The following is an 18,378-nucleotide window of genomic DNA, read 5'->3' on the forward strand; positions in this document are numbered from 1 at the left end:
AACAATCTCCGGAGCGCCTTGCGTTGACCAACACCATCTACGGCATCAAGAACTGCGACACCATGAAGAAGGCGCGCGCGTGGCTCGACGATCATGGCATCGGCTACAACTTTCATGACTACAAGACGGCTGGCATCGATGACGCCCGGCTCAAAAGATGGGTCGCAAAGCTCGGCTGGGAAACATTGCTCAACCGCGCCGGCACCACGTTTCGCAAATTGCCGGATGTGGAGAAGGCGGGATTGACGGAAGCCCGCGCATTGGCACTCATGATTGAACAGCCTTCGATGATCAAACGACCTGTGCTGGAGGCCGGTGGCAAGCTGCTCGTCGGCTTCAAGCCAGAGCTCTATGAAAAAGAGCTTCGACCGTCGAAGGCGAAGTGAAAGCGCTGCTTCGCTAATTTCTTTACGTCGCCGGCGTGAACGGGTCACGGTGATCCAGTCGCGATTTTCGTCGTCTGCGCGATGGTCCGCCGCAGCGGTGGTCAGCGAAATTGCTCATGATTTCAAGCAATCGTTGTGAATCCATCATCCGGGCAGGAGGCCCATAAACCGGTGGATGATCCCGGCGGTTGCGATGCCGATTGCCCACCTTTGCCGGAAATGGTTTATGACATCCCTGCGATCCGGACTGGCGGCCCGGTTCTTGTCTGCAAAGTGGATGTTGCGATGCTGCGTTTGTTCCGGTCCTTTCTGCCGAAAGAGGAGCGCTTTTTCGATTTATTTGCCCGTCATTCGCAGACAGTTGTGCATGGGGCAGCTGCGCTTCAGGGAATGCTGAAGGGTGGTGAAGAAACGCCGGTTTTTTGCCAGCGGGTCAGCCAGCTTGAAAACGATGCGGACGGCATCACGCGCGAGGTGCTGACGGCGGTTCGGCGCACCTTCATCACGCCATTCGATCGCGTCGACATTAAAAACCTGATCACTTCGATGGATGACGCCATCGACCAGATGCAGCAGACGGCGAAGGCCGTGGTGCTGTTCGAGGTGCTCAGCTTTGAGCCGCCGATGCGTGAGATAGGTACGCTGATCGTGGAATGTGCCAATCTGGTCCATCGGGCGCTGCCGTTGCTGGAGTCGATCAGCAACAACGTCGCGATGCTGATGGCAATCACCGAGGAACTGGGCAAGCTGGAAGGCCGTGTCGATGATCTGCACGATATCGGCCTGAAGGAGCTTTTCTTGAAGCACCGCAACGCCAATGCCATGGACTTCATTGTCGGTGTCGAGATCTACGATCACTTGGAGAAGGTCGCGGACCGCTTCGATGACGTAGCCAACGAGATCAGCAGCATCGTCATCGAGCAGGTATAGGGCAGGGCCGCACCGTGGACGCCATTGGTCTTCCGGTCCTTGTCGGCCTGATCGCCGTCGCGCTGCTGTTCGATTTCCTGAACGGACTGCACGACGCCGCGAATTCGATCGCGACCATCGTCTCCACCCGAGTGCTGCGACCGCAATACGCGGTGGTCTGGGCGGCGTTCTTCAACTTTGTCGCCTTCATGGTATTCGGTCTGCATGTCGCAAATACCATCGGCACCGGAATCATAGATCCGAATGTGATTGACGCGCAGGTGATCTTCGCTGCGCTGGTTGGCGCCATTGTCTGGAACGTGGTCACCTGGGGACTCGGGATTCCGTCAAGCAGCTCGCACGCCCTGATCGGTGGTCTGGTTGGTGGAGGCATCGCCAAAGCCGGTCTTTCGGCGGCGGTCTGGAGCGGTCTGTCGAAGACGTTACTTGCGATCGTATTATCGCCGCTGGTTGGTTTTCTGCTTGCGCTGGTGCTGGTCGCCATCGTCTCATGGCTATCGGTGCGCTCGACGCCTTTCGCGGTCGATCGCGCATTCCGCATTTTTCAGTTTTTTTCGGCTTCGCTTTATTCGTTGGGCCATGGTGGGAATGACGCGCAGAAGACCATGGGCATCATTGCCGTGCTGCTGTTTTCGCAAGGTTATCTCGGCAGCGAATTCAGCGTACCGTTCTGGGTGGTGCTGTCCTGTCAGGCTGCAATGGCGCTGGGAACCCTAATGGGCGGCTGGCGGATCGTGCGGACGATGGGTCTTCGTATCACCAAGCTGACGCCGATGCAGGGCTTCTGCGCGGAGACCGGCGGCGCGGCCACATTATTCATGGCGACGTTTCTCGGCGTCCCGGTATCGACGACCCACACCATCACCGGCTCCATCGTGGGCGTCGGCGCGGCGCGGCGGTTGTCCGCGGTACGCTGGAACGTCGCCAGTTCCATCGTCTATGCGTGGGTCATCACAATTCCTGCATCGGCAATCGTCGCCGCGCTGGCCTATTGGGTCGTGGCGTTCGTCAAGTAACAAGCTTTAGCCCGGCGATTCCGGCGACGATGAGGCCGATGCAGGCGAGCCGCGCCATCGTCGCCGGATCACCGAATAGCACGATGCCGAGAATTGCGGTTCCGACCGCGCCGATGCCGGTCCAGACCGCGTAGGCGGTACCGATCGGAAGCGTTTTGAGCGCCAGTCCGAGCAACGCCATGCTGATCGCCATAGCCGTCAATGTCAGCACCGACGGCATTAGCCGCGTGAATCCTTCAGTGTATTTAAGGCCGATCGCCCAGCCAACTTCCATCAATCCGGCGGCGAGCAACAAAAACCAGGCCATAAGGCCCTCCCAAATCATGAGGCAGGGCCGTCCCCGCAGTGGTCGTGTGAGATGGAAGGTCGTCCTTCCCCAGCCTTGATATGGGGCAGGCGGGAGCGCCCGGCAAGCTCCCGGCGGCGCTTGAGGTACGGGATGGAAACCCCTTGATCCGGCCGATTTTCCCTGCCACACGCTCGCTGATGTCCGACCTCGCTTTGCAGACTGACACGTCTCCGCGCTCGCCATTGGCGGCCGAAGTCGCGCGCCGGCGCACTTTCGCGATCATCTCGCATCCGGATGCCGGCAAGACGACGCTGACGGAAAAGCTTCTACTGTTCGGCGGCGCCATCAATCTTGCCGGGCAGGTGAAAGCAAAAGGGGAGCGACGCAATACCCGTTCCGACTGGATGAAAATCGAGCGTGACCGTGGAATCTCGGTGGTCACTTCCGTGATGACGTTCGAGTTCGATGGCCGGGTATTTAACCTGCTGGACACGCCTGGCCACGAGGACTTTTCCGAGGACACCTACCGCACCCTGACCGCGGTGGATTCGGCCGTCATGGTGATCGACGCGGCAAAGGGCATCGAGGCGCGCACCCGAAAGCTGTTCGAGGTCTGCCGTCTGCGTGATATCCCGATCATCACCTTCATCAACAAGATGGATCGGGAGAGCCGCGATACCTTCGAGTTGCTGGACGAGATTGAGAAGACTTTGGCGCTCGATACCACTCCGATGACATGGCCGGTCGGACGCGGCCGCGATTTTCTCGGTACCTACGATATTGCGACCGGCGGCATCCGCCTGCTCGAGGGCAGCGGCGCCAAGACCGGCGCGGCCGAACGGATCGACATCGCAGATCTCGCGGCGCGCAACGCCAATCTGAATGTCGATGAGGTCAGGGAGGAACTGGCGCTGGTAACCGAAGCCTGCAAGCCGTTCGAGCTTGAGGCATTTCGCGAGGGGCACCTAACCCCGGTGTATTTTGGCTCGGCGCTGCGCAATTTCGGCGTCGGTGATCTTCTGGAAGGACTCGGAAAGTTCGCGCCTCCTCCGCGCGCGCAGGAGTCCAATCTGCGCAAGGTCGAGGCCGATGAGCCGCGCATGACCGCCTTCGTATTCAAGATTCAAGCGAACATGGATCCCAATCATCGCGACCGCATCGCCTTTGCGCGTCTATGTTCCGGCAAGCTCACGCGCGGCATGAAGGCGAAGCTGGTGCGCACCGGCAAGCCGATGCCGCTGTCGTCGCCGCAGTTCTTCTTTGCGCAGGATCGCGCCATTGCGGATGAGGCTTTCGCCGGCGACGTGGTCGGCATTCCCAATCATGGTACGTTGCGGATCGGCGATACCCTGACCGAAGGTGAGGATGTCACCTTTGTAGGTGTGCCGTCGTTCGCGCCGGAAATCGTGCGGCGAGTGAGGCTAACCGATGCGATGAAGGCGAAAAAGCTGAAGGAGGCACTGCAGCAGATGTCGGAGGAGGGCGTGGTGCAGGTTTTCCGCCCGCGCGACGGCGCGCCTGCTCTCGTCGGCGTTGTCGGGATGTTGCAGCTGGATGTGCTGAAAGCTCGGCTCGATGCCGAATATTCGCTGCCGGTGGATTTCGAAATCTGCGAATTTCAGCTTGCGCGCTGGATTTCATCCGACGACCGCAAGAAGCTCGATGCCTTCATCGCCGCCAACGGCTCCGGCGTCGCTGACGACGTCGATGGCGACCCGGTATTTCTGGCTAAGAACGAATTCTATCTTGGCTACACACGAGATCGCGCCGAAGGTATCGTCTTTTCAAGCGTCAAGGACGTGAAGAAGTCGGCATAATCCCGCAACGAAAAACGGCCGGTGTCTGGACCGGCCGTTTCCCGAAAAACGCGTACTAGTGGAGTGAGTTTGACATTCGATAACCACTTTTGCAGCAAACCCGGCAAGCGAATGTCAAATTCAAGGTCCCACTAGAGCCACTAGCGCATCGAGCCGCCCGTGCGGGCGCTGCCGTTGATGTTCGCAGGCGGCGTATCTGCCGAGCCGGAGGCGCCAGCATCGACCCCGCTGCGCCCTGGCGCCGCGCCGACCGTACCCTTCGCCGATCCTTTCGGATGAACCTTCTGGGTATGTGCGGATCCGGACGCTCCTGCGCTGCCACGGATGCTGTCGTTCTGCTGTGCTTGACCCTGGGGTGAGAGCTGCTGGGCCTGGGCACCGGCAACTCCAAAGGCTGTGATAGCGGCGGCGGCGGCGACGAGAAGTCTGACGTTCATTGAAAGCTCCATCTGGTTTGGTGGAGCGGTGATCGTGCGCTGGCGTTCTTCGTTTTTTTTGGGTGATTGCTAGGTGTTGTTGCGACGAAAACGTGTTTGCCTCTGTTATTGCGCCGTGTTGCCTGAAACTCCTCGAAAATGTTAATCGAGACCAGCTCATAGGAGGATACGATGGGACTACTCGTGATGATTGCTGGCCTTGTTGTGTTCCTCGGGGTGCATCTCGCGGCAACTAAGCGCGATTTTCGTGCACGGTTAATCTCGTCCTATGGTGAAGGACCATACAAGGTGGGATTTTCGCTGATTTCCGCGGTTGGTGTCGCGCTGATTGTGTGGGGATTCCTGGACTACCGCGCCACCGGCTTGATCGACGTCTGGCATCCGCCGCGCGTGATGAAGCACATCGCGGAAGCGCTGATTTTGCCCGCCATCATTCTTATGGTCGCGTCCTATATCCGCGGCCGCATCTACGCGAAGCTGAAGCATCCGTTGTTGGTAGGGGTGAAGCTGTGGGCGACGGCGCATCTGCTCGCCAACGGAGATCTCGGCTCGATCATTTTGTTCGGATCGATTCTTGCTTGGGCGGTTATCGATCGCATTTCGCTCAAACGCCGCTCTGATCCAAGCGGCCTACCGATTCCAGTCGGCGGGGTTCGCAACGACGTGATTGCGGTTATCGTTGGCCTCGTCCTTTATCTTGCACTCGGCGCTCTCTTCCATCCGTACGTTGTCGGCGTTCCCGTCTTCGGAGCCTGAGATGTCGATTCAGTCGACCATCAGTCGCAGGACAGCACCCGACATTCGCGCTCGCAAGAACAGCGATCCAATCGTGATGCTGACCTCGTATCATGCTCATACAGCAGCGCTGGTCGACCGCTATTGCGATGTCATCTTGGTCGGCGACAGTCTGGGTAACGTGATGCACGGTTTCGAGACCACCGTGCCGGTCACGCTCGACATGATGATCCTGCAGGGCCGCGCGGTGATGCGCGGGTCACAACATGCATTGGTCGTGGTGGACATGCCGTTCGGCTCGTATGAGGCCTCGAAGGAGCAGGCGTTTCATTCCGCCGCGCGCCTTCTCAAGGAGACGCTTTGCGGCGCGGTGAAGCTCGAAGGCGGCGTGAAGATGGCGGAGACCATTGCATTTCTTTCCGAGCGCGGAATTCCCGTCATGGGGCATGTCGGCCTGACACCGCAATCGATCAACACGCTCGGCTCATTTCGTGCGCAGGGACGCGAGGAAGGAACTTGGCAGCCGATCGAGGACGATGCGCGTGCCGTGGCGGAGGCGGGCGCGTTCTCGATGGTGATCGAAGCGGTTGCGGAGCCGTTGGCGCGCAAGATCACGGAAACGGTGGCGATCCCGACGATCGGCATCGGTGCCAGTCCCGCCTGCGACGGCCAGGTGCTGGTGTTGGAGGACATGCTCGGCTTGTCGCCGCGAGCGCCGAAATTTGTCCGGCGCTATGGCGAACTCGGCCCCATGATCGAGGCCGCGATCGAAGGTTATGCACGCGACGTGCGTAGCCGCGCCTTTCCCGGTCCCGAGCACGTTTATGCGATGAAGCCGAAGAGCTAGATCGCCATGGCCGGTTCGAACTCCTCATCAAGTTTATGATCGCTTGACTAGAATTTTCTTGTTGTATCAACCATTGCGAGAACACGCTATCCGTGCGAAGTAACGTCCACGCTCGCTTGCGGTGTGTCAACAACAACATGGCAGCCCTAAATGGCTGTGCGCTCGGAGCACAGATGCGAACTCTTATTCTGGCCCTCGTCCTCCTGAATTTTCCTCTCGCCACCTCATCCTTTGCCGACGAGTCTGGTCCGGTATTCGTTGACCAAGGCTCAGCTTGGGATATGCCCAGCCGCACCGATTTCTACACGCGCGATCAAGGTTCGCGCCTCATTCCATTGGCGTGGCTCAAGGCACTCAAGCAAGCTGACGGGGCTCCCTTTCTTTCCGGCGGGCTGACACGATACGGATATTTGCCGGCGCTCGATGCTTCGCAGGAGCTTCCTGTCGGTTTTTATGCATCAGGCCCGACGGGCGCGAAGGTTGTCGGGATGACGTGCTCCGCCTGTCACACCCGCCAGATCAAGGTCGCAGAACGGCAGTATCGTATCGATGGCGGGCTGGCGCTCGTCGATTTCCAAACGTTCTTAAGCGATCTCGATAAGGCGATGGCGCGGGCAACGTCCGACGATGCCGCGTTCAATGCATTTGCAGCGTCTGTCCTTCAGACGGCCAAGCCCGATAGCAATAAAGTCGCCGCGCTGCGGAGCGACGTCGATGCATGGTACGTGCGATACCACACCATCATTGATCGATCTCTTCCGAACACCGCCTGGGGATTGGGGCGCCTCGATGCAGTCGGCATGATCTTCAATCGCGTGACGGGGTTGGGCATCGGCCCGGAGCCGACATTTTTGATCCCCGAAAACATTCACAGAGCCGATGCGCCGGTACGCTATCCTTTTCTCTGGAACGCGCCAAAACAGGACAAGACGCAGTGGCCGGGATTCGCCGACAACGGGAGCGATATCCTCGGGCTGGCTCGGAATGTTGGCGAAGTGATGGGCGTGTTCGGCAACTTCCAGCCGACGCACGATGGCCTGTTTATCGACTTCCTGAACAATAATTCGGTGAATTTTGACGGGCTGCAAAAGCTTGAGGATCTGGCAAAGAAAATCGGGCCGCCGAAATGGCCATGGTCCGTCGACGCCGCGCTGGCGGCCAAGGGCAAAACGATCTTTGAACGGTCGGCGGCTGATGGCGGCTGCCAGGAATGCCATGGCCAAAAAGCCGGCACGGAGCGTTTTCCATTTCAGCAGACCTGGGCGACGCCAATTCAGAACGTCGGGACGGACACGCGTGAATACGATATCCTGGGATGGACGGCCAAATCGGGAGTCCTGAAAGGTGCTTACATTCCGTTCGCGACCAAGCCTCTGAAAGAAACCGACCTCGCATTCAACATCCTTTCGACCTCGGTGATAGGCACGATCGGAGAGCACGTCCTGAGCTTTTCGAAAGGCACCTCACCACGAGCCCTTGGTGTTTCTGCCAAGCCCGAGGTCGCGCAGGGCGCGTCCGAGCCTGTCGATGCCACTCGACTCCCAACCGTCTTGCAGGACTTGCCGGGTGCATTCAGGTTTCCCGACGCCGCTGCAACTCCTGAAACCCGTCTTCGACTCGACATGGATGCTGGAAGCTCAAGCTCGAAAACGGACGCTGCAGCCCCAACGCCTCCGAAGGGCGCCTATGAATCGCGGGTTCTCTACGGCATATGGGCGGCCGCTCCGTACCTGCACAATGGCTCGGTCGCGAGTCTTGCCGAGTTGCTCAAGCCTGCAAGCCAACGGCAGCAGCGTTTTGCGATCGGTCCCGACTATGACGTGAATAACATTGGCATTGCTTTAAATCAGGCCCAGGCCGGCAATGTTCGCGAAACAACCGGTTGCGACGATCTGAACTCAGGCAACAGCCGTTGCGGTCACGAATTTGGGACGAGCCTGCCGGATGCTGACAAGAAAGCTCTTCTCGAATATCTGAAAACGCTTTGACGGCTGGCCTGCTTCGCCAAGCGTATTTCGTAACACCGTTCCGGCCTTACGCGACGTCAACCTGTTGTTCATCGAACAGCGTGGATGAAGACAAGTGAAGCTGGGACGGTGTTGTCAGCATGAAAAGTACGGCTTGGCATCGCGTTCTTCGTGACACAGGAACTCCGGCAGTCGAGCCTCACCGTAGCGTCATGTCCTCGGGCTTGACCCGAGGATGGAATCCGGTTCGCGTGAAGAAAACGCTTTAGCCGATCGGACTCGCTTTTGCCTTGTCGGTGCCATATCGCTACGATATCGCGGTCGCTATTGGTGGGGGCGCGCGCGGCGCGGCGCTGTGGTTTGGGGAAGCGGGGATAGCAGTAAGTGACTGAGATATTTAGTGAAATTGATGATGAGCTGCGTCGCGAACAGGTCCAGAGAATTTGGAGCCGCTATTCGGCGCTAATCATTGCCGCCATCATTCTCGTGATTGCCGCTGTCGGCGGTTGGCGTGGATACCAATATCTCCAGACCCAGAAGGCCGCCGAGGCCAGTTCGACCTTTGAAGCGGCGGCTGCGCTGGCCGATCAAAACAAGCATGCCGAAGCGGAAGCGGCTTTCACCAAACTGGCGGAGACCGCACCGCCCGGATATCGTAATCTGTCGCGGCTTCGCGCCGCTGCTGAAGCCGCCAAGCATGACGTCAATGCAGCGGTGAAACTTTATGATGCGATTGCCGCCGACAGCGGGTTCAGCAGCGCCGAGCGTGATCTTGCGCGGGTGCGCGCCGCCGGATTGCTGGTGGACACCGAAACCTACAACAACATGCTGCAGCGGCTCGAGCCGACGACTGCGCCCGAGGCGACCTTTCGCCATACCGCGCGCGAGCTTTTGGCGTTATCCGCCTGGCGTAACGACGACACCACGGCTGCACGGAAGTGGCTCGACATGATCAGCGAGGACGGCCAGACGCCGTCCAGCCTGCGCAACCGCGCCGAAGCCCTGCAAGCTTTGCTGCCGCCGGTTGCGAAGAGCTGAGCAGGTTTGTCGAACTCAAGCTTGAACGAGAACCGTCGATGCGCCGCTCGCAACGCCTATTGACTTTCGCTGTTCTGATTTCGCTGTGCGGCGTGCTGGCTGGTTGCGGTAGTGGCGGCCTGAACAATTGGGATCCGTCCGATTTGCTCGGCTTCCTCGATACGAAGAAGAAGATGCAGGGTAACCGCCAGCCGGTTTTCCCGGGTGGCGTTCCGGGCATCGAGCAAGGCGTGCCGAAGGATCTTTACAAGAGCGACGGCGAGCTTCAGCAAGCTCAGCCTGCCACGGCACCGGCGCCGGAATCGGGGCGGGCGCGACAACAGGGCGCAGCAAACGGCTCGTCCGGTGGCGCCGAGGCCGCCGCCGCTGATGCCGGCACTGCCGCCGCCGCGCCCAGCAAGCCCAAGCGTCTCGTTCATCGGCGGGCCACGTCCCTGCCAAAAGAAGAGTCCCCGTCGGCGCAGCAGGCTGCACCGCCGCCGCCTGCCGCACAACAGACCGAGCCGGCAGCGTCGCCATTCCCGGCACCGATGCCCAGCGGCAGCTTCTCGCGCTGACAGCGGTATCGGCGCTGCTGAAACACTGGTATTGAGACGCCGCCCGGAACGGGCGCGGAGCGTCGATGTCCTTCACCATTGCCATCATAGGCCGACCCAATGTCGGCAAGTCGACCCTGTTCAATCGTCTGGTCGGGCAGAAGCTGGCGCTGGTTGATGACGAGCCAGGCGTCACACGTGATCGCCGCGAAGGACAGGCTCGGCTCGGCGACCTCGATTTCACGGTGATCGACACCGCTGGTCTCGATGAAGGTCCGCGCGGCTCGCTGACGGCGCGAATGCAGCAGCAGACCGAAGCTGCGATTGCAGCCGCCGATGCCCTGATGTTCGTATTCGATGCGCGTGCGGGCCTCACGCCGACCGATCGTTCGTTCGCCGATTTCGCGCGCCGCGCCAACAAGCCGGTTGTGCTCGTCGCCAACAAGAGCGAGGGCAGGCACGGGGACGCCGGGGCTCTGGAATCCTATGCGCTGGGCCTTGGCGATCCGATCGGGGTGTCCGCCGAGCACGGCGAGGGCATGAGCGATTTGTATGACGCATTGCGTGCCGTGATGCCGGAGCCAGCCGAAGAAGCCGAGGAATTCGACGATGACGACATCATCGAGTCCGACGATATCTCGCAGCGGCCGATCCGCGTGGCGATTGTCGGGCGCCCCAATGCCGGCAAATCGACACTGATCAATTATCTGCTTGGGGAAGAGCGGCTGCTGACCAGTTCCGAAGCCGGCACCACGCGGGATTCCATTTCGGTCGAGCTCGACTGGAAGGGACGCGATTTTCGCATCTTCGACACCGCCGGGCTACGGCGCAGGTCGCGGATCGAGGAGAAGCTCGAGAAACTGTCGGTGGCGGATACGTTGCGCGCCGTCAGGTTCGCCGAAGTCGTCGTGCTGATGATGGATGTGCAGAACAAATTCGAGGAGCAGGACCTCCGCATCGCCGACCTGATCGAACGTGAAGGCCGCGCTCTGGTGATTGCCGTCAACAAATGGGATCTGATGGATCGGGGATCCGGCCGGATCGCGTCGCTGCGTACCGATGCAGATCACTGGCTACCGCAGGTCAAGGGTGCGCCGATTGTCGCGGTCTCCGGCCTGACGGGCGACGGGATCGACGGCCTAATGACGGCGATCCAAAGCGCCTACGCCGTCTGGAATCGTCGTGTGCCGACCGCGGCGCTCAATCTCTGGTTCGAGCAGGCGGTCGATGCCAACCCGCCGCCAGCTGTTTCGGGTCGGCGATTGAAACTCAACTATGTAACCCAGGCCAAGGCGCGGCCGCCGAGTTTCATTGTGTTCTGTTCGCGGGCGGACGCGGTTCCGGAATCCTATCTGCGCTATCTCGTCAACAGCCTGCGCGGCTTTTTCGATCTCCCCGGCACGCCGATCCGCGTCACGCTTCGCGAAAAAGCTAATCCGTTCGCGCATAAGCGCAAGCGCAAGTCATAGCGCGCACCGCTAATCGATTTGTCGATCAGAATTGCCAGAAGCAGGACGCCGTCACCGGCTGCAAGGAGGCTGTGCGCGCTGCAGAAGATGCGCTCTGTAATTCTCCAACAAGTCGGCGGCCAATCCGGCCGGAGTTCGGCAGTCGCCGTCGGCCTTTTCGTCGGACGGTGAGTTCTTGAGGGTAAAAGCGCGTATCACGCGCTCGACAACGGCTTGCATCGACAGCTCCTGACCCGCCCGACACCATCCATCGCGTATTTCCAGTCATTTGTGAGGCGGCCGTCCCAAATGGTTCAATACCCCGGCGCTAGCGGAACGCGACCGATGACGGCCAATCGCCGGCGCGCCTATAGCGTTTTCGAGCGAAGTGGAAACCGGTTCGCGGGAAGAAACGCGTTAAATCAAAATCATGGAGCTCCGCTTCTGATTCCCATCCGAAGCGGAACGGCTCTAGGCCGGCGGCGAGCCGAAGCTCATAACCTCGCGGCTGGCGTAGTCGTATAGTTTTCCGGTCTCGCTCCAGGAGGGAAGGCACATCGGTATAATGAGATCCGCAACCTGTTCCGGCGTGTCCAGCGTCATGGGATCCTCGCCGGGGAACACTGTGGCGCGCATCCGGGTCCGGATCGGTCCCGGATCGAACAGGTTGACGCGGAGCGGAGTCGAGGCGGTCTCGTTTGCCCAGCATCGCGCCAGCGTGTCCAGCGCCGCCTTCGAGGCTGCATAGGGGCCGCGATAAGCGTTGGCCTCGCCAGCAGCGCTGGCGGTAACGAATACCGCGCGTCCGGCATCCGATTGCTGCAGCAACGGTTCCATGCAGCGGATCAATTGAAAATTCGCGGTGACGTTGATCGCCATCACGTCCTGCCATGGCTTCATCTCGATGTGGCCAAGCGGGGAGGATGGACCGGCGATGCCCGCGTTGCCGATGAGGATATCGAGTTTGCCGTGACGCTCGTTCAGGGCCGCGCCGAGCCGTGCGATTCCATCGAAGTCGGTGAGATTGAGCGGCACCAGCGTCGCGTTGCCGCCGTCCTTGCGGATGTCGTCGTCGAGTTCTTCGAGCCCGCCTTGCGTGCGCGCAACTGCGATGACATGCGCGCCGGCTTTGGCAAGCGCGCGTGCGGTGGCGTAGCCGATGCCGCGCGAGGCGCCGCTGACAAGCGCTATGCGGGAGGCGAGCGGTTGTGTCATGACTGGGGTGCTTCGTGCTAGGGGGGGGACGAGGACGGAGGTTCTGTGCCTTATGCCCGAATTATCTGGCGAGGCCAAAGGCGAATGGAGGCCGATGGTGCCCAGTGACCTGCCGCAGGTACTGGCAGTTGCAAAAGAGGTTCATCCAGCGTTTCCAGAGGATGCGGAAGTGTTCGCCGAGCGGCTCTGCCTTTACACGGCTGGCTGCCTGGTCTTCCACGCCGGCAGGACTATCGCCGGCTATGTCATCAGCCATCCGTGGCGGGCCAAGGATCCGCCGGCGTTGAATTCATACCTCGGCGAGTTGCCCAGGCGACCTGAAACTTACTATATTCACGACCTTGCATTGCTGTCCGGGTTGCGTGGGACCGGCGCGGCGTCATTGGCGGTGTCGCAGGTGCTCGTGCGAGCGGGTAAGGAAAGACTCGCCACCGTTTCGCTGGTGGCAGTCAATGACTCCGCGGGATTTTGGGTGCGACATGGCTTCCGCGCGATCCCGCTCGACGAGATCGGTGACGTCACACTGATGCGGAAGCTGCATGGTTACAGCAAAGCGGCGTCGTTCATGGTTCGGCAGTTTTGACTGCGGTCGCTTGTGGGGCGTGTCCGGTCAGCTCGCTTCCGCGAGCAGCGACAACTGATGGGGTTGCGGTTCGACGTCAGTATGGTCGGTAAGATTGGTCGGATAGGCGCCAGTAAAGCAATGATCGGAATATTTCGGGTTCGCCGGATCACGTCCGGGTTCTCCCATGGCGCGGTACATGCCGTCGATGGAGAGGAAGGCAAGCGAATCCGCGCCGATCATGTCACGCATCTGCTCGAGGCTGTGGGTCGCGGCCAATAGTCCGCTCCGGTCGGGCAGGTCGATGCCGTAGTAATCGGGATGGATGATCGGCGGCGAAGCCAGGCGGAAGTGCACCTCCGTGGCCCCGGCATCGCGCATCATGCGAACGATCTTTCTTGAAGTCGTGCCGCGCACCAGCGAGTCGTCGATCAGGATGATGCGTTTGCCGGCGATCGCGGCGCGGTTGGCGGAATGCTTCATCCGGACGCCAAGTTCGCGGACGCTTTGGGCCGGCTGGATGAACGTGCGCCCGACATAATGGTTTCTGATGATCCCGAGTTCGTACGGCACCCCGGAAAACTGGCTGTAGCCAAGGGCGGCAGGCACGCCGGAATCGGGCACCGGTACCACGACATCGACCTCGGCGTGACTCTCACGGGCCAGTTGTGCGCCGAACGCCTTGCGAACTTCGTAGACCGAACGGCCTTCGACGATCGAATCTGGCCGTGAAAAATAGATGTATTCGAAGATGCACGGCCTTGGCGGCATCGGTGGAAAGGGCTTGTGAATTTCAGTCTGGATGGTGCCATCGACACGATGGAACACGATGACTTCGCCGGGTTCGATGTCACGGACATACTTTGCGCCGATGATATCGAGCGCACAGGTTTCCGAGGTAAGGATCGGACAACCGTCGAGTTCGCCGAGCACGAGCGGGCGGATGCCCCGCGGATCACGCGTTCCGACCAGCTTCTTGTTAGTCAGCGACACCAGCGCATAGGCGCCCTCGAGAGCCCGAAGCGCTTCGATATAGCGCTCGATGAAGCGGCCGCGCCTTGACTGTGCGACCAGATGAAGGATGGCCTCGGTGTCGGTGGTCGATTGCATCAACGCGCCGCGGCCTACCAATTCGCGACGTAGCGTCAGTCCGTTAGTGAGGTTACCGTTGTGCGCAACGGCGAAGCCGCCTGCGTTGAGTTCGGCGAACAGCGGTTGCACATTCCGCAGGATGGTGCCCCCGGTGGTGGAGTAGCGGGTGTGGCCGACAGCGGCGCTGCCGGGGAGACGTTCGATTACCTCGCGGCGGGAGAAGGCGTCACCGACAAGTCCGAGCCGGCGTTCAGAGTGAAAGCGATGGCCATCGAAGGTCACGATGCCGGCCGCTTCCTGGCCGCGATGCTGGAGTGCGTGAAGGCCAAGCGCAGTGATCGCTGCGGCTTCTGGATGGCCGAAGATGCCGAACACGCCGCATTCCTCACGGAGCATGTCGCCGTCAAGATCGAAATCAGATTCGGAATCGTGCGAGGACGCGTCGCTGGAAAGGCTCTGCTGACAGTCCATTGCGCCTCACTATTCGGTCGGACCTGAATAAGTCGTGAACGTCAAGTCCGCGTTCTAACTACTGTTCCGCCGGTTTGCCGTCGATCAGCTTTTGCAGGCCGTCTCGGGCAGGTTTGGAATAGCCCTCGGAACCCGGTGACGTAGGTTCCGCATCCGGCTGCTCCTCTTCGGGCTTATTCTTCTTGAGCTTGTTTAAAATGGTGTTCTCGGGATCGTCCGGCAAGAGCGACTGTAGCCAGACGCCAGTGGAGTTGAGCACCGTGAGCGATTTTGCCGCCGTGACCCAATCGGGCCGCTGCTTGTCCGGAACCAGCCAGGTGAAAAACAGGAAGGCAACCACGACGATCAGCAGACCCCGCGCCAGTCCGAACAGGAAACCAAGGGTACGGTCGAGTGCGCCGATCCTGGAATCGAGGACCATGTCGGAAATGCGTGTCGTGATGAGGGAAATCACGATCAAGGTGCCGATGAAAACGCCACCGATGACGGCGGCAGCCGCGATCGTATCGTTGTTAATATAATTCTTGGCGAACGGCAGGAGCTTCTGGAACGAGTAAAGGGTGGCCAGCGCGGCTATGCCCCACGAGGCAATCGACAGAATTTCGCGCATGAAGCCGCGGATCATCGCCAGCAGCCCCGAAATCAGCATTACGGCTAGCAGAACGAGGTCGAGGATGGTTATCGGCATCGGCTGGTCAGGTCCGCTCGTAAAATCTCAAACCACGAATCGTTGCTTATTGCTGGTCTCGCAGATGATCATACAGCGCGTCCAGCAGGGACATTTTCGCACAACACTATCATTGGCCTTGCGGCCGCCGAATGTATAGCGGCGGGCGGTCGCAAGGTCACGCCGCTTTAGCCGTCCTGACGACGGAATCGGGCAGGTGTGGCATTTTTCTCCGGCTCGGTGGCCTTGCCAGAGCGGCTTTGTCCGCGCGCTGCGATATCCGCCACCAGCGTCGTCAATCCGGCGACGGTATTGAGCGACAGGCCAGCATCGCCGCCGACGTCTCCACGGGCCGATTCCGGCAGCACGGCACGTCCGAATCCGAGCTTGGCGGCTTCTTTCAGCCGTGCCGAGGTTTGGGCCACCGGTCTGACCGCGCCAGATAGCGAAATCTCGCCGAAATAGACCGCGTCGGTCGGGAGTTGGGCGTTTGTCAGTGAAGACACGAGCGCCGCAGCCGCGGCAAGATCGGCGGCTGGCTCGTTGATTCGCAGACCACCCGCCACATTGAAATAAACGTCGTGACCCGAGAGCTTGACCCCGCAGTGAGCTTCGAGAACCGCCAGCACCATGGACAACCGGCTCGAATCCCAACCGACGACGGCGCGCCGCGGTGTGCCGAGCGAGGTCGGAGCCACCAATGCCTGTAGTTCCACCAGCACCGGCCTGGTGCCCTCGATGCCCGCGAAGACCGCCGTGCCCGGACTACCGAGATCACGTTCCGACAGGAACAGTTCGGACGGATTGGAGACTTCGCGCAAGCCGAGTCCTGTCATCTCGAAGACGCCGATCTCGTCGGTAGGGCCGAACCGGTTCTTCACCGCTCGCAGAATACGGAATTGTTGAGAGCCTTCACCTTCGAACGACAGCACGGCGTCGACCATGTGCTCGACCACGCGGGGGCCAGCGATCTGGCCGTCCTTGGTGACGTGGCCCACCAGAATCAGCGCCGCCCCGGACTTTTTTGCGAAACGAATGAGGGCCTGCGCCGAAGCGCGCACCTGGGTTACGGTTCCCGGCGCGGATTCCACCGTGTCGGTCCACATGGTCTGGATCGAGTCGATCACCACAAGGCGCGGCACCGACCCTTCGGACAGAGTGGCGACGATATCTTCAACAGAGGTTTCCGCTGCCAGTTGCACCGGTGCGTCGGCAAGCCCAAGGCGTTCGGCGCGCAATCGCACTTGCGCGACCGCTTCCTCACCGGAGATATAGACGGCGCGATGGCCGGCGCGCGCCAGCAGGCTCGTCGCTTGCGTGAGTAAAGTCGATTTGCCGATCCCCGGGTCGCCGCCGACCAGCAGCACCGAGCCGCGGACAAAGCCGCCGCCGGTGACGCGATCGAGCTCAGTCATGCCGGAGGAGAGGCGCGGCGCATCCTGCGTCTTACCCGTTAGCGTTTCCAGTGTGAACAATCGGCCCTTGCGCTTGGAGCGGATGCTGACCGGCATCGTCGTCGCGCCGGTTACGTCCTCCTCGGCCAGCGTATTCCACTCGCCGCAAGCGTCGCACTTGCCCTGCCAGCGGTTATAGGCCGCGCCGCAGTTCTGGCAGACGAAGGAGAGGACGGATTTGGGCATTCTGTGATCGACGCTAGCTCACGACTCGGCTGGACCGCCCTTGTAGATTCGGTTGTAGCGGCCGCCCAGGCTGGTCAGCACCTCGTAACCGATGGTGCCGAAATAGTGAGCGAGTTCGTCCACGGTGATGCCTTCGCCGATGAGCGTCGCCAGATGGCCGCGCCGGACTCCCGCGTGAGATGGCAGGTCGGTGATGTCGACCGCCAACAGGTCCATGGAAATCCGGCCTGCTACCGGGCATCGCGTTCCGGCGACAACGACGTCGGCTCCGCGTGTACCGTCATTGCTGCCGCCGGCACGGAAATATCCGTCGGCGTATCCCGCCGAGACAACGGCAAGCCGGGTCGGTCGCCGCGCGGTCCACGTCGCGCCGTAGCCGACGCTTTCGCCTTTGTCGATCGAGCGGGTCTGCAAGATCCGCGCCTTCAACTCGACCACCGGCTGCATCGGATTGGTGGCTTCCGGCGTGGGGTTGACGCCGTAGAGCGCGGCGCCCGGACGCACCAAGTCAAATTGATATTGCGGCCCGAGAAAAATACCAGACGAGTTCGCCAGCGAAGACGGAACGCCGGAAAACAGCCTGGCGGTCTCCCGAAACGCCGCGACCTGACTGGCATTGAGAGGATGATGGAGGCTTTCCGCGCACGCCAGATGACTCATCACCAGTGTGATACCATGATCGCCAGCGTCGATCCTTGGAAGGATGCCTTGCGCTTCATCGATCGTGAGACCGAGGCGGTTCATGCCGGTGTCGATGTGGATGGCAGCGCCGCCCGCCCAGCCGGTACGGCGGCAAAACACGTCCCATTCCGCAAGTTCGTTGAGATCGCCGATCACGGGCCGGCAATTGATTGCCGCGAAAGCGTCACCGCAATTCTGAAAGAAGCCGTCCAGCACATAGATGTCGGCCCCGGCCGCGGCACCGCGCACCACGCGCGCCTCATCGAGCGTGGCAACGAAAAACGTTTTGCATCCGGCGGCGCTCAGCGCGCGCACCACGGGTCGGGCTCCACAGCCGTAAGCGTCGGCCTTGACCACCCCCGCACATTCGGCGGGCACCGCGGTCTTTTCGAGCTTGCGCCAGTTGGCGACTATGGCGTCCAGATCGACGGTGAGGGTGCCGATCGCCGCAGCCGTCGCAATAGCCGCGCCGGCATCGGCGGGCACGCTGCTGGAGGTCATTTTGGAATCGGGCATGAGATTCATGCCGCATGGTACGCTCGGCTGTGCGGCGGTTCAACAGCGCGAGTCGTATGCTTGGAAAGGCTGTAAATCGAGCCTGCTC

General features: G+C 60.8%; 18 protein-coding genes. 11 read left to right on the top strand and 7 right to left on the bottom strand.

The genetic code is table 11. The annotated features are described in order from the left end of the window. Window positions 1–23: 23 nt before the first annotated feature. The 3 genes from GGQ85_RS13965 to GGQ85_RS13975 all read left to right on the top strand — a co-directional run bounded on the left by GGQ85_RS13965 (window position 24) and on the right by GGQ85_RS13975 (window position 2,332). The gene (locus GGQ85_RS13965) at window positions 24–386 is read left to right on the top strand and encodes an ArsC family reductase (RefSeq protein ID WP_309775013.1); all 363 of its coding nucleotides are present in this window, start codon (window positions 24–26) and stop codon (window positions 384–386) included. Window positions 387–671: 285 nt separating this feature from the next. After that, window positions 672–1,316, top strand: coding sequence for a DUF47 domain-containing protein (locus GGQ85_RS13970; RefSeq protein ID WP_309775046.1), 645 nt, complete (start codon window positions 672–674; stop codon window positions 1,314–1,316). A 14-nt stretch (window positions 1,317–1,330) separates the two neighbouring features. Continuing rightward, entirely contained in the window at window positions 1,331–2,332 is a 1,002-nt protein-coding gene (locus GGQ85_RS13975; RefSeq protein WP_079447112.1) for an inorganic phosphate transporter, read from the top strand. On the opposite strand, the gene sugE is transcribed toward GGQ85_RS13975, so the two are convergent. Beyond that, on the bottom strand, window positions 2,325–2,639 hold the full coding sequence (sugE, locus tag GGQ85_RS13980; RefSeq protein WP_079447111.1) for a quaternary ammonium compound efflux SMR transporter SugE: 315 nt from the start codon (window positions 2,637–2,639) through the stop codon (window positions 2,325–2,327). The two genes, GGQ85_RS13975 and sugE, sit on opposite strands and share 8 nt — an antisense overlap. A 179-nt stretch (window positions 2,640–2,818) precedes the next feature. On the opposite strand from sugE, the gene GGQ85_RS13985 reads away from it, so the two are divergent. Then, window positions 2,819–4,438 carry a peptide chain release factor 3 gene (locus tag GGQ85_RS13985; RefSeq protein ID WP_079447188.1) on the top strand — a complete coding sequence of 540 codons (1,620 nt, stop codon included), beginning with the start codon at window positions 2,819–2,821 and terminating at the stop codon, window positions 4,436–4,438. Between the two features lie 140 nt (window positions 4,439–4,578). Here the strand turns inward: GGQ85_RS13985 and GGQ85_RS13990 are convergent, their stop codons facing one another. Continuing rightward, window positions 4,579–4,875, bottom strand: a complete 297-nt coding sequence (locus GGQ85_RS13990) for a hypothetical protein (protein WP_309775014.1) — start codon at window positions 4,873–4,875, stop codon at window positions 4,579–4,581. A gap of 171 nt (window positions 4,876–5,046) precedes the next feature. On the opposite strand from GGQ85_RS13990, the gene GGQ85_RS13995 reads away from it, so the two are divergent. The 6 genes from GGQ85_RS13995 (at window position 5,047) to der (ending at window position 11,467) form a co-directional block, all read left to right on the top strand. Further along, entirely contained in the window at window positions 5,047–5,631 is a 585-nt protein-coding gene (locus tag GGQ85_RS13995) for an NnrU family protein (protein WP_309775015.1), read from the top strand. Window position 5,632: 1 nt separating this feature from the next. Next, window positions 5,633–6,457 (top strand): 3-methyl-2-oxobutanoate hydroxymethyltransferase, encoded by an 825-nt coding sequence (gene panB, locus GGQ85_RS14000; RefSeq protein ID WP_079447108.1) that lies wholly within the window; start codon window positions 5,633–5,635, stop codon window positions 6,455–6,457. A 173-nt stretch (window positions 6,458–6,630) separates the two neighbouring features. Further along, window positions 6,631–8,445: a di-heme-cytochrome C peroxidase gene (locus tag GGQ85_RS14005; RefSeq protein WP_309775016.1), complete on the top strand. Its 1,815-nt coding sequence runs from the start codon at window positions 6,631–6,633 to the stop codon at window positions 8,443–8,445. 363 nt (window positions 8,446–8,808) lie between these two features. Further along, window positions 8,809–9,462, top strand: a complete 654-nt coding sequence (locus GGQ85_RS14010) for a tetratricopeptide repeat protein (protein ID WP_309775017.1) — start codon at window positions 8,809–8,811, stop codon at window positions 9,460–9,462. A 38-nt stretch (window positions 9,463–9,500) separates the two neighbouring features. Next, window positions 9,501–10,019, top strand: a complete 519-nt coding sequence (locus tag GGQ85_RS14015; protein ID WP_079447106.1) for a hypothetical protein — start codon at window positions 9,501–9,503, stop codon at window positions 10,017–10,019. Window positions 10,020–10,084: 65 nt separating this feature from the next. Next, window positions 10,085–11,467, top strand: a complete 1,383-nt coding sequence (der, locus tag GGQ85_RS14020; protein ID WP_309775019.1) for a ribosome biogenesis GTPase Der — start codon at window positions 10,085–10,087, stop codon at window positions 11,465–11,467. 450 nt (window positions 11,468–11,917) lie between these two features. On the opposite strand, the gene GGQ85_RS14025 is transcribed toward der, so the two are convergent. Then, window positions 11,918–12,661 carry an SDR family NAD(P)-dependent oxidoreductase gene (locus GGQ85_RS14025; RefSeq protein WP_309775020.1) on the bottom strand — a complete coding sequence of 248 codons (744 nt, stop codon included), beginning with the start codon at window positions 12,659–12,661 and terminating at the stop codon, window positions 11,918–11,920. Window positions 12,662–12,713: 52 nt separating this feature from the next. Here GGQ85_RS14025 and GGQ85_RS14030 point away from each other — a divergent pair, with 52 nt between their 5' ends. Next, window positions 12,714–13,244 (top strand): GNAT family N-acetyltransferase, encoded by a 531-nt coding sequence (locus GGQ85_RS14030; RefSeq protein WP_079447103.1) that lies wholly within the window; start codon window positions 12,714–12,716, stop codon window positions 13,242–13,244. A gap of 27 nt (window positions 13,245–13,271) precedes the next feature. Here GGQ85_RS14030 and purF read toward each other — a convergent pair whose 3' ends face one another. The 4 genes from purF to alr all read right to left on the bottom strand — a co-directional run bounded on the left by purF (window position 13,272) and on the right by alr (window position 18,299). Continuing rightward, window positions 13,272–14,786: an amidophosphoribosyltransferase gene (gene purF, locus GGQ85_RS14035; RefSeq protein WP_309775022.1), complete on the bottom strand. Its 1,515-nt coding sequence runs from the start codon at window positions 14,784–14,786 to the stop codon at window positions 13,272–13,274. 58 nt (window positions 14,787–14,844) lie between these two features. After that, window positions 14,845–15,474, bottom strand: coding sequence for a CvpA family protein (locus GGQ85_RS14040; RefSeq protein WP_309775024.1), 630 nt, complete (start codon window positions 15,472–15,474; stop codon window positions 14,845–14,847). Between the two features lie 167 nt (window positions 15,475–15,641). After that, window positions 15,642–17,093 carry a DNA repair protein RadA gene (radA, locus tag GGQ85_RS14045; RefSeq protein ID WP_309775025.1) on the bottom strand — a complete coding sequence of 484 codons (1,452 nt, stop codon included), beginning with the start codon at window positions 17,091–17,093 and terminating at the stop codon, window positions 15,642–15,644. Window positions 17,094–17,111: 18 nt separating this feature from the next. Then, window positions 17,112–18,299, bottom strand: a complete 1,188-nt coding sequence (gene alr / locus GGQ85_RS14050; RefSeq protein ID WP_309775026.1) for an alanine racemase — start codon at window positions 18,297–18,299, stop codon at window positions 17,112–17,114. Window positions 18,300–18,378 lie beyond the last annotated feature (79 nt).

It is taken from the genome of Nitrobacter vulgaris (assembly GCF_031453995.1).
GTDB classification, from domain to species: domain Bacteria; phylum Pseudomonadota; class Alphaproteobacteria; order Rhizobiales; family Xanthobacteraceae; genus Nitrobacter; species Nitrobacter vulgaris.

Coding starts and splice junctions, on each gene's coding strand:
- alr (WP_309775026.1), bottom strand. CDS start 18,299: ATGAATCTCATGCCCGATTCCAAAATGACCTCCAGCAGCGTGCCCGCC.
- sugE (WP_079447111.1), bottom strand. CDS start 2,639: ATGGCCTGGTTTTTGTTGCTCGCCGCCGGATTGATGGAAGTTGGCTGG.
- GGQ85_RS14015 (WP_079447106.1), top strand. CDS start 9,501: ATGCGCCGCTCGCAACGCCTATTGACTTTCGCTGTTCTGATTTCGCTG.
- radA (WP_309775025.1), bottom strand. CDS start 17,093: ATGCCCAAATCCGTCCTCTCCTTCGTCTGCCAGAACTGCGGCGCGGCC.
- GGQ85_RS14025 (WP_309775020.1), bottom strand. CDS start 12,661: ATGACACAACCGCTCGCCTCCCGCATAGCGCTTGTCAGCGGCGCCTCG.
- GGQ85_RS14040 (WP_309775024.1), bottom strand. CDS start 15,474: ATGCCGATAACCATCCTCGACCTCGTTCTGCTAGCCGTAATGCTGATT.
- der (WP_309775019.1), top strand. CDS start 10,085: ATGTCCTTCACCATTGCCATCATAGGCCGACCCAATGTCGGCAAGTCG.
- purF (WP_309775022.1), bottom strand. CDS start 14,786: ATGGACTGTCAGCAGAGCCTTTCCAGCGACGCGTCCTCGCACGATTCC.
- GGQ85_RS14030 (WP_079447103.1), top strand. CDS start 12,714: ATGCCCGAATTATCTGGCGAGGCCAAAGGCGAATGGAGGCCGATGGTG.
- GGQ85_RS13990 (WP_309775014.1), bottom strand. CDS start 4,875: ATGAACGTCAGACTTCTCGTCGCCGCCGCCGCCGCTATCACAGCCTTT.
- panB (WP_079447108.1), top strand. CDS start 5,633: ATGTCGATTCAGTCGACCATCAGTCGCAGGACAGCACCCGACATTCGC.
- GGQ85_RS13995 (WP_309775015.1), top strand. CDS start 5,047: ATGGGACTACTCGTGATGATTGCTGGCCTTGTTGTGTTCCTCGGGGTG.
- GGQ85_RS13970 (WP_309775046.1), top strand. CDS start 672: ATGCTGCGTTTGTTCCGGTCCTTTCTGCCGAAAGAGGAGCGCTTTTTC.
- GGQ85_RS14005 (WP_309775016.1), top strand. CDS start 6,631: ATGCGAACTCTTATTCTGGCCCTCGTCCTCCTGAATTTTCCTCTCGCC.
- GGQ85_RS13985 (WP_079447188.1), top strand. CDS start 2,819: ATGTCCGACCTCGCTTTGCAGACTGACACGTCTCCGCGCTCGCCATTG.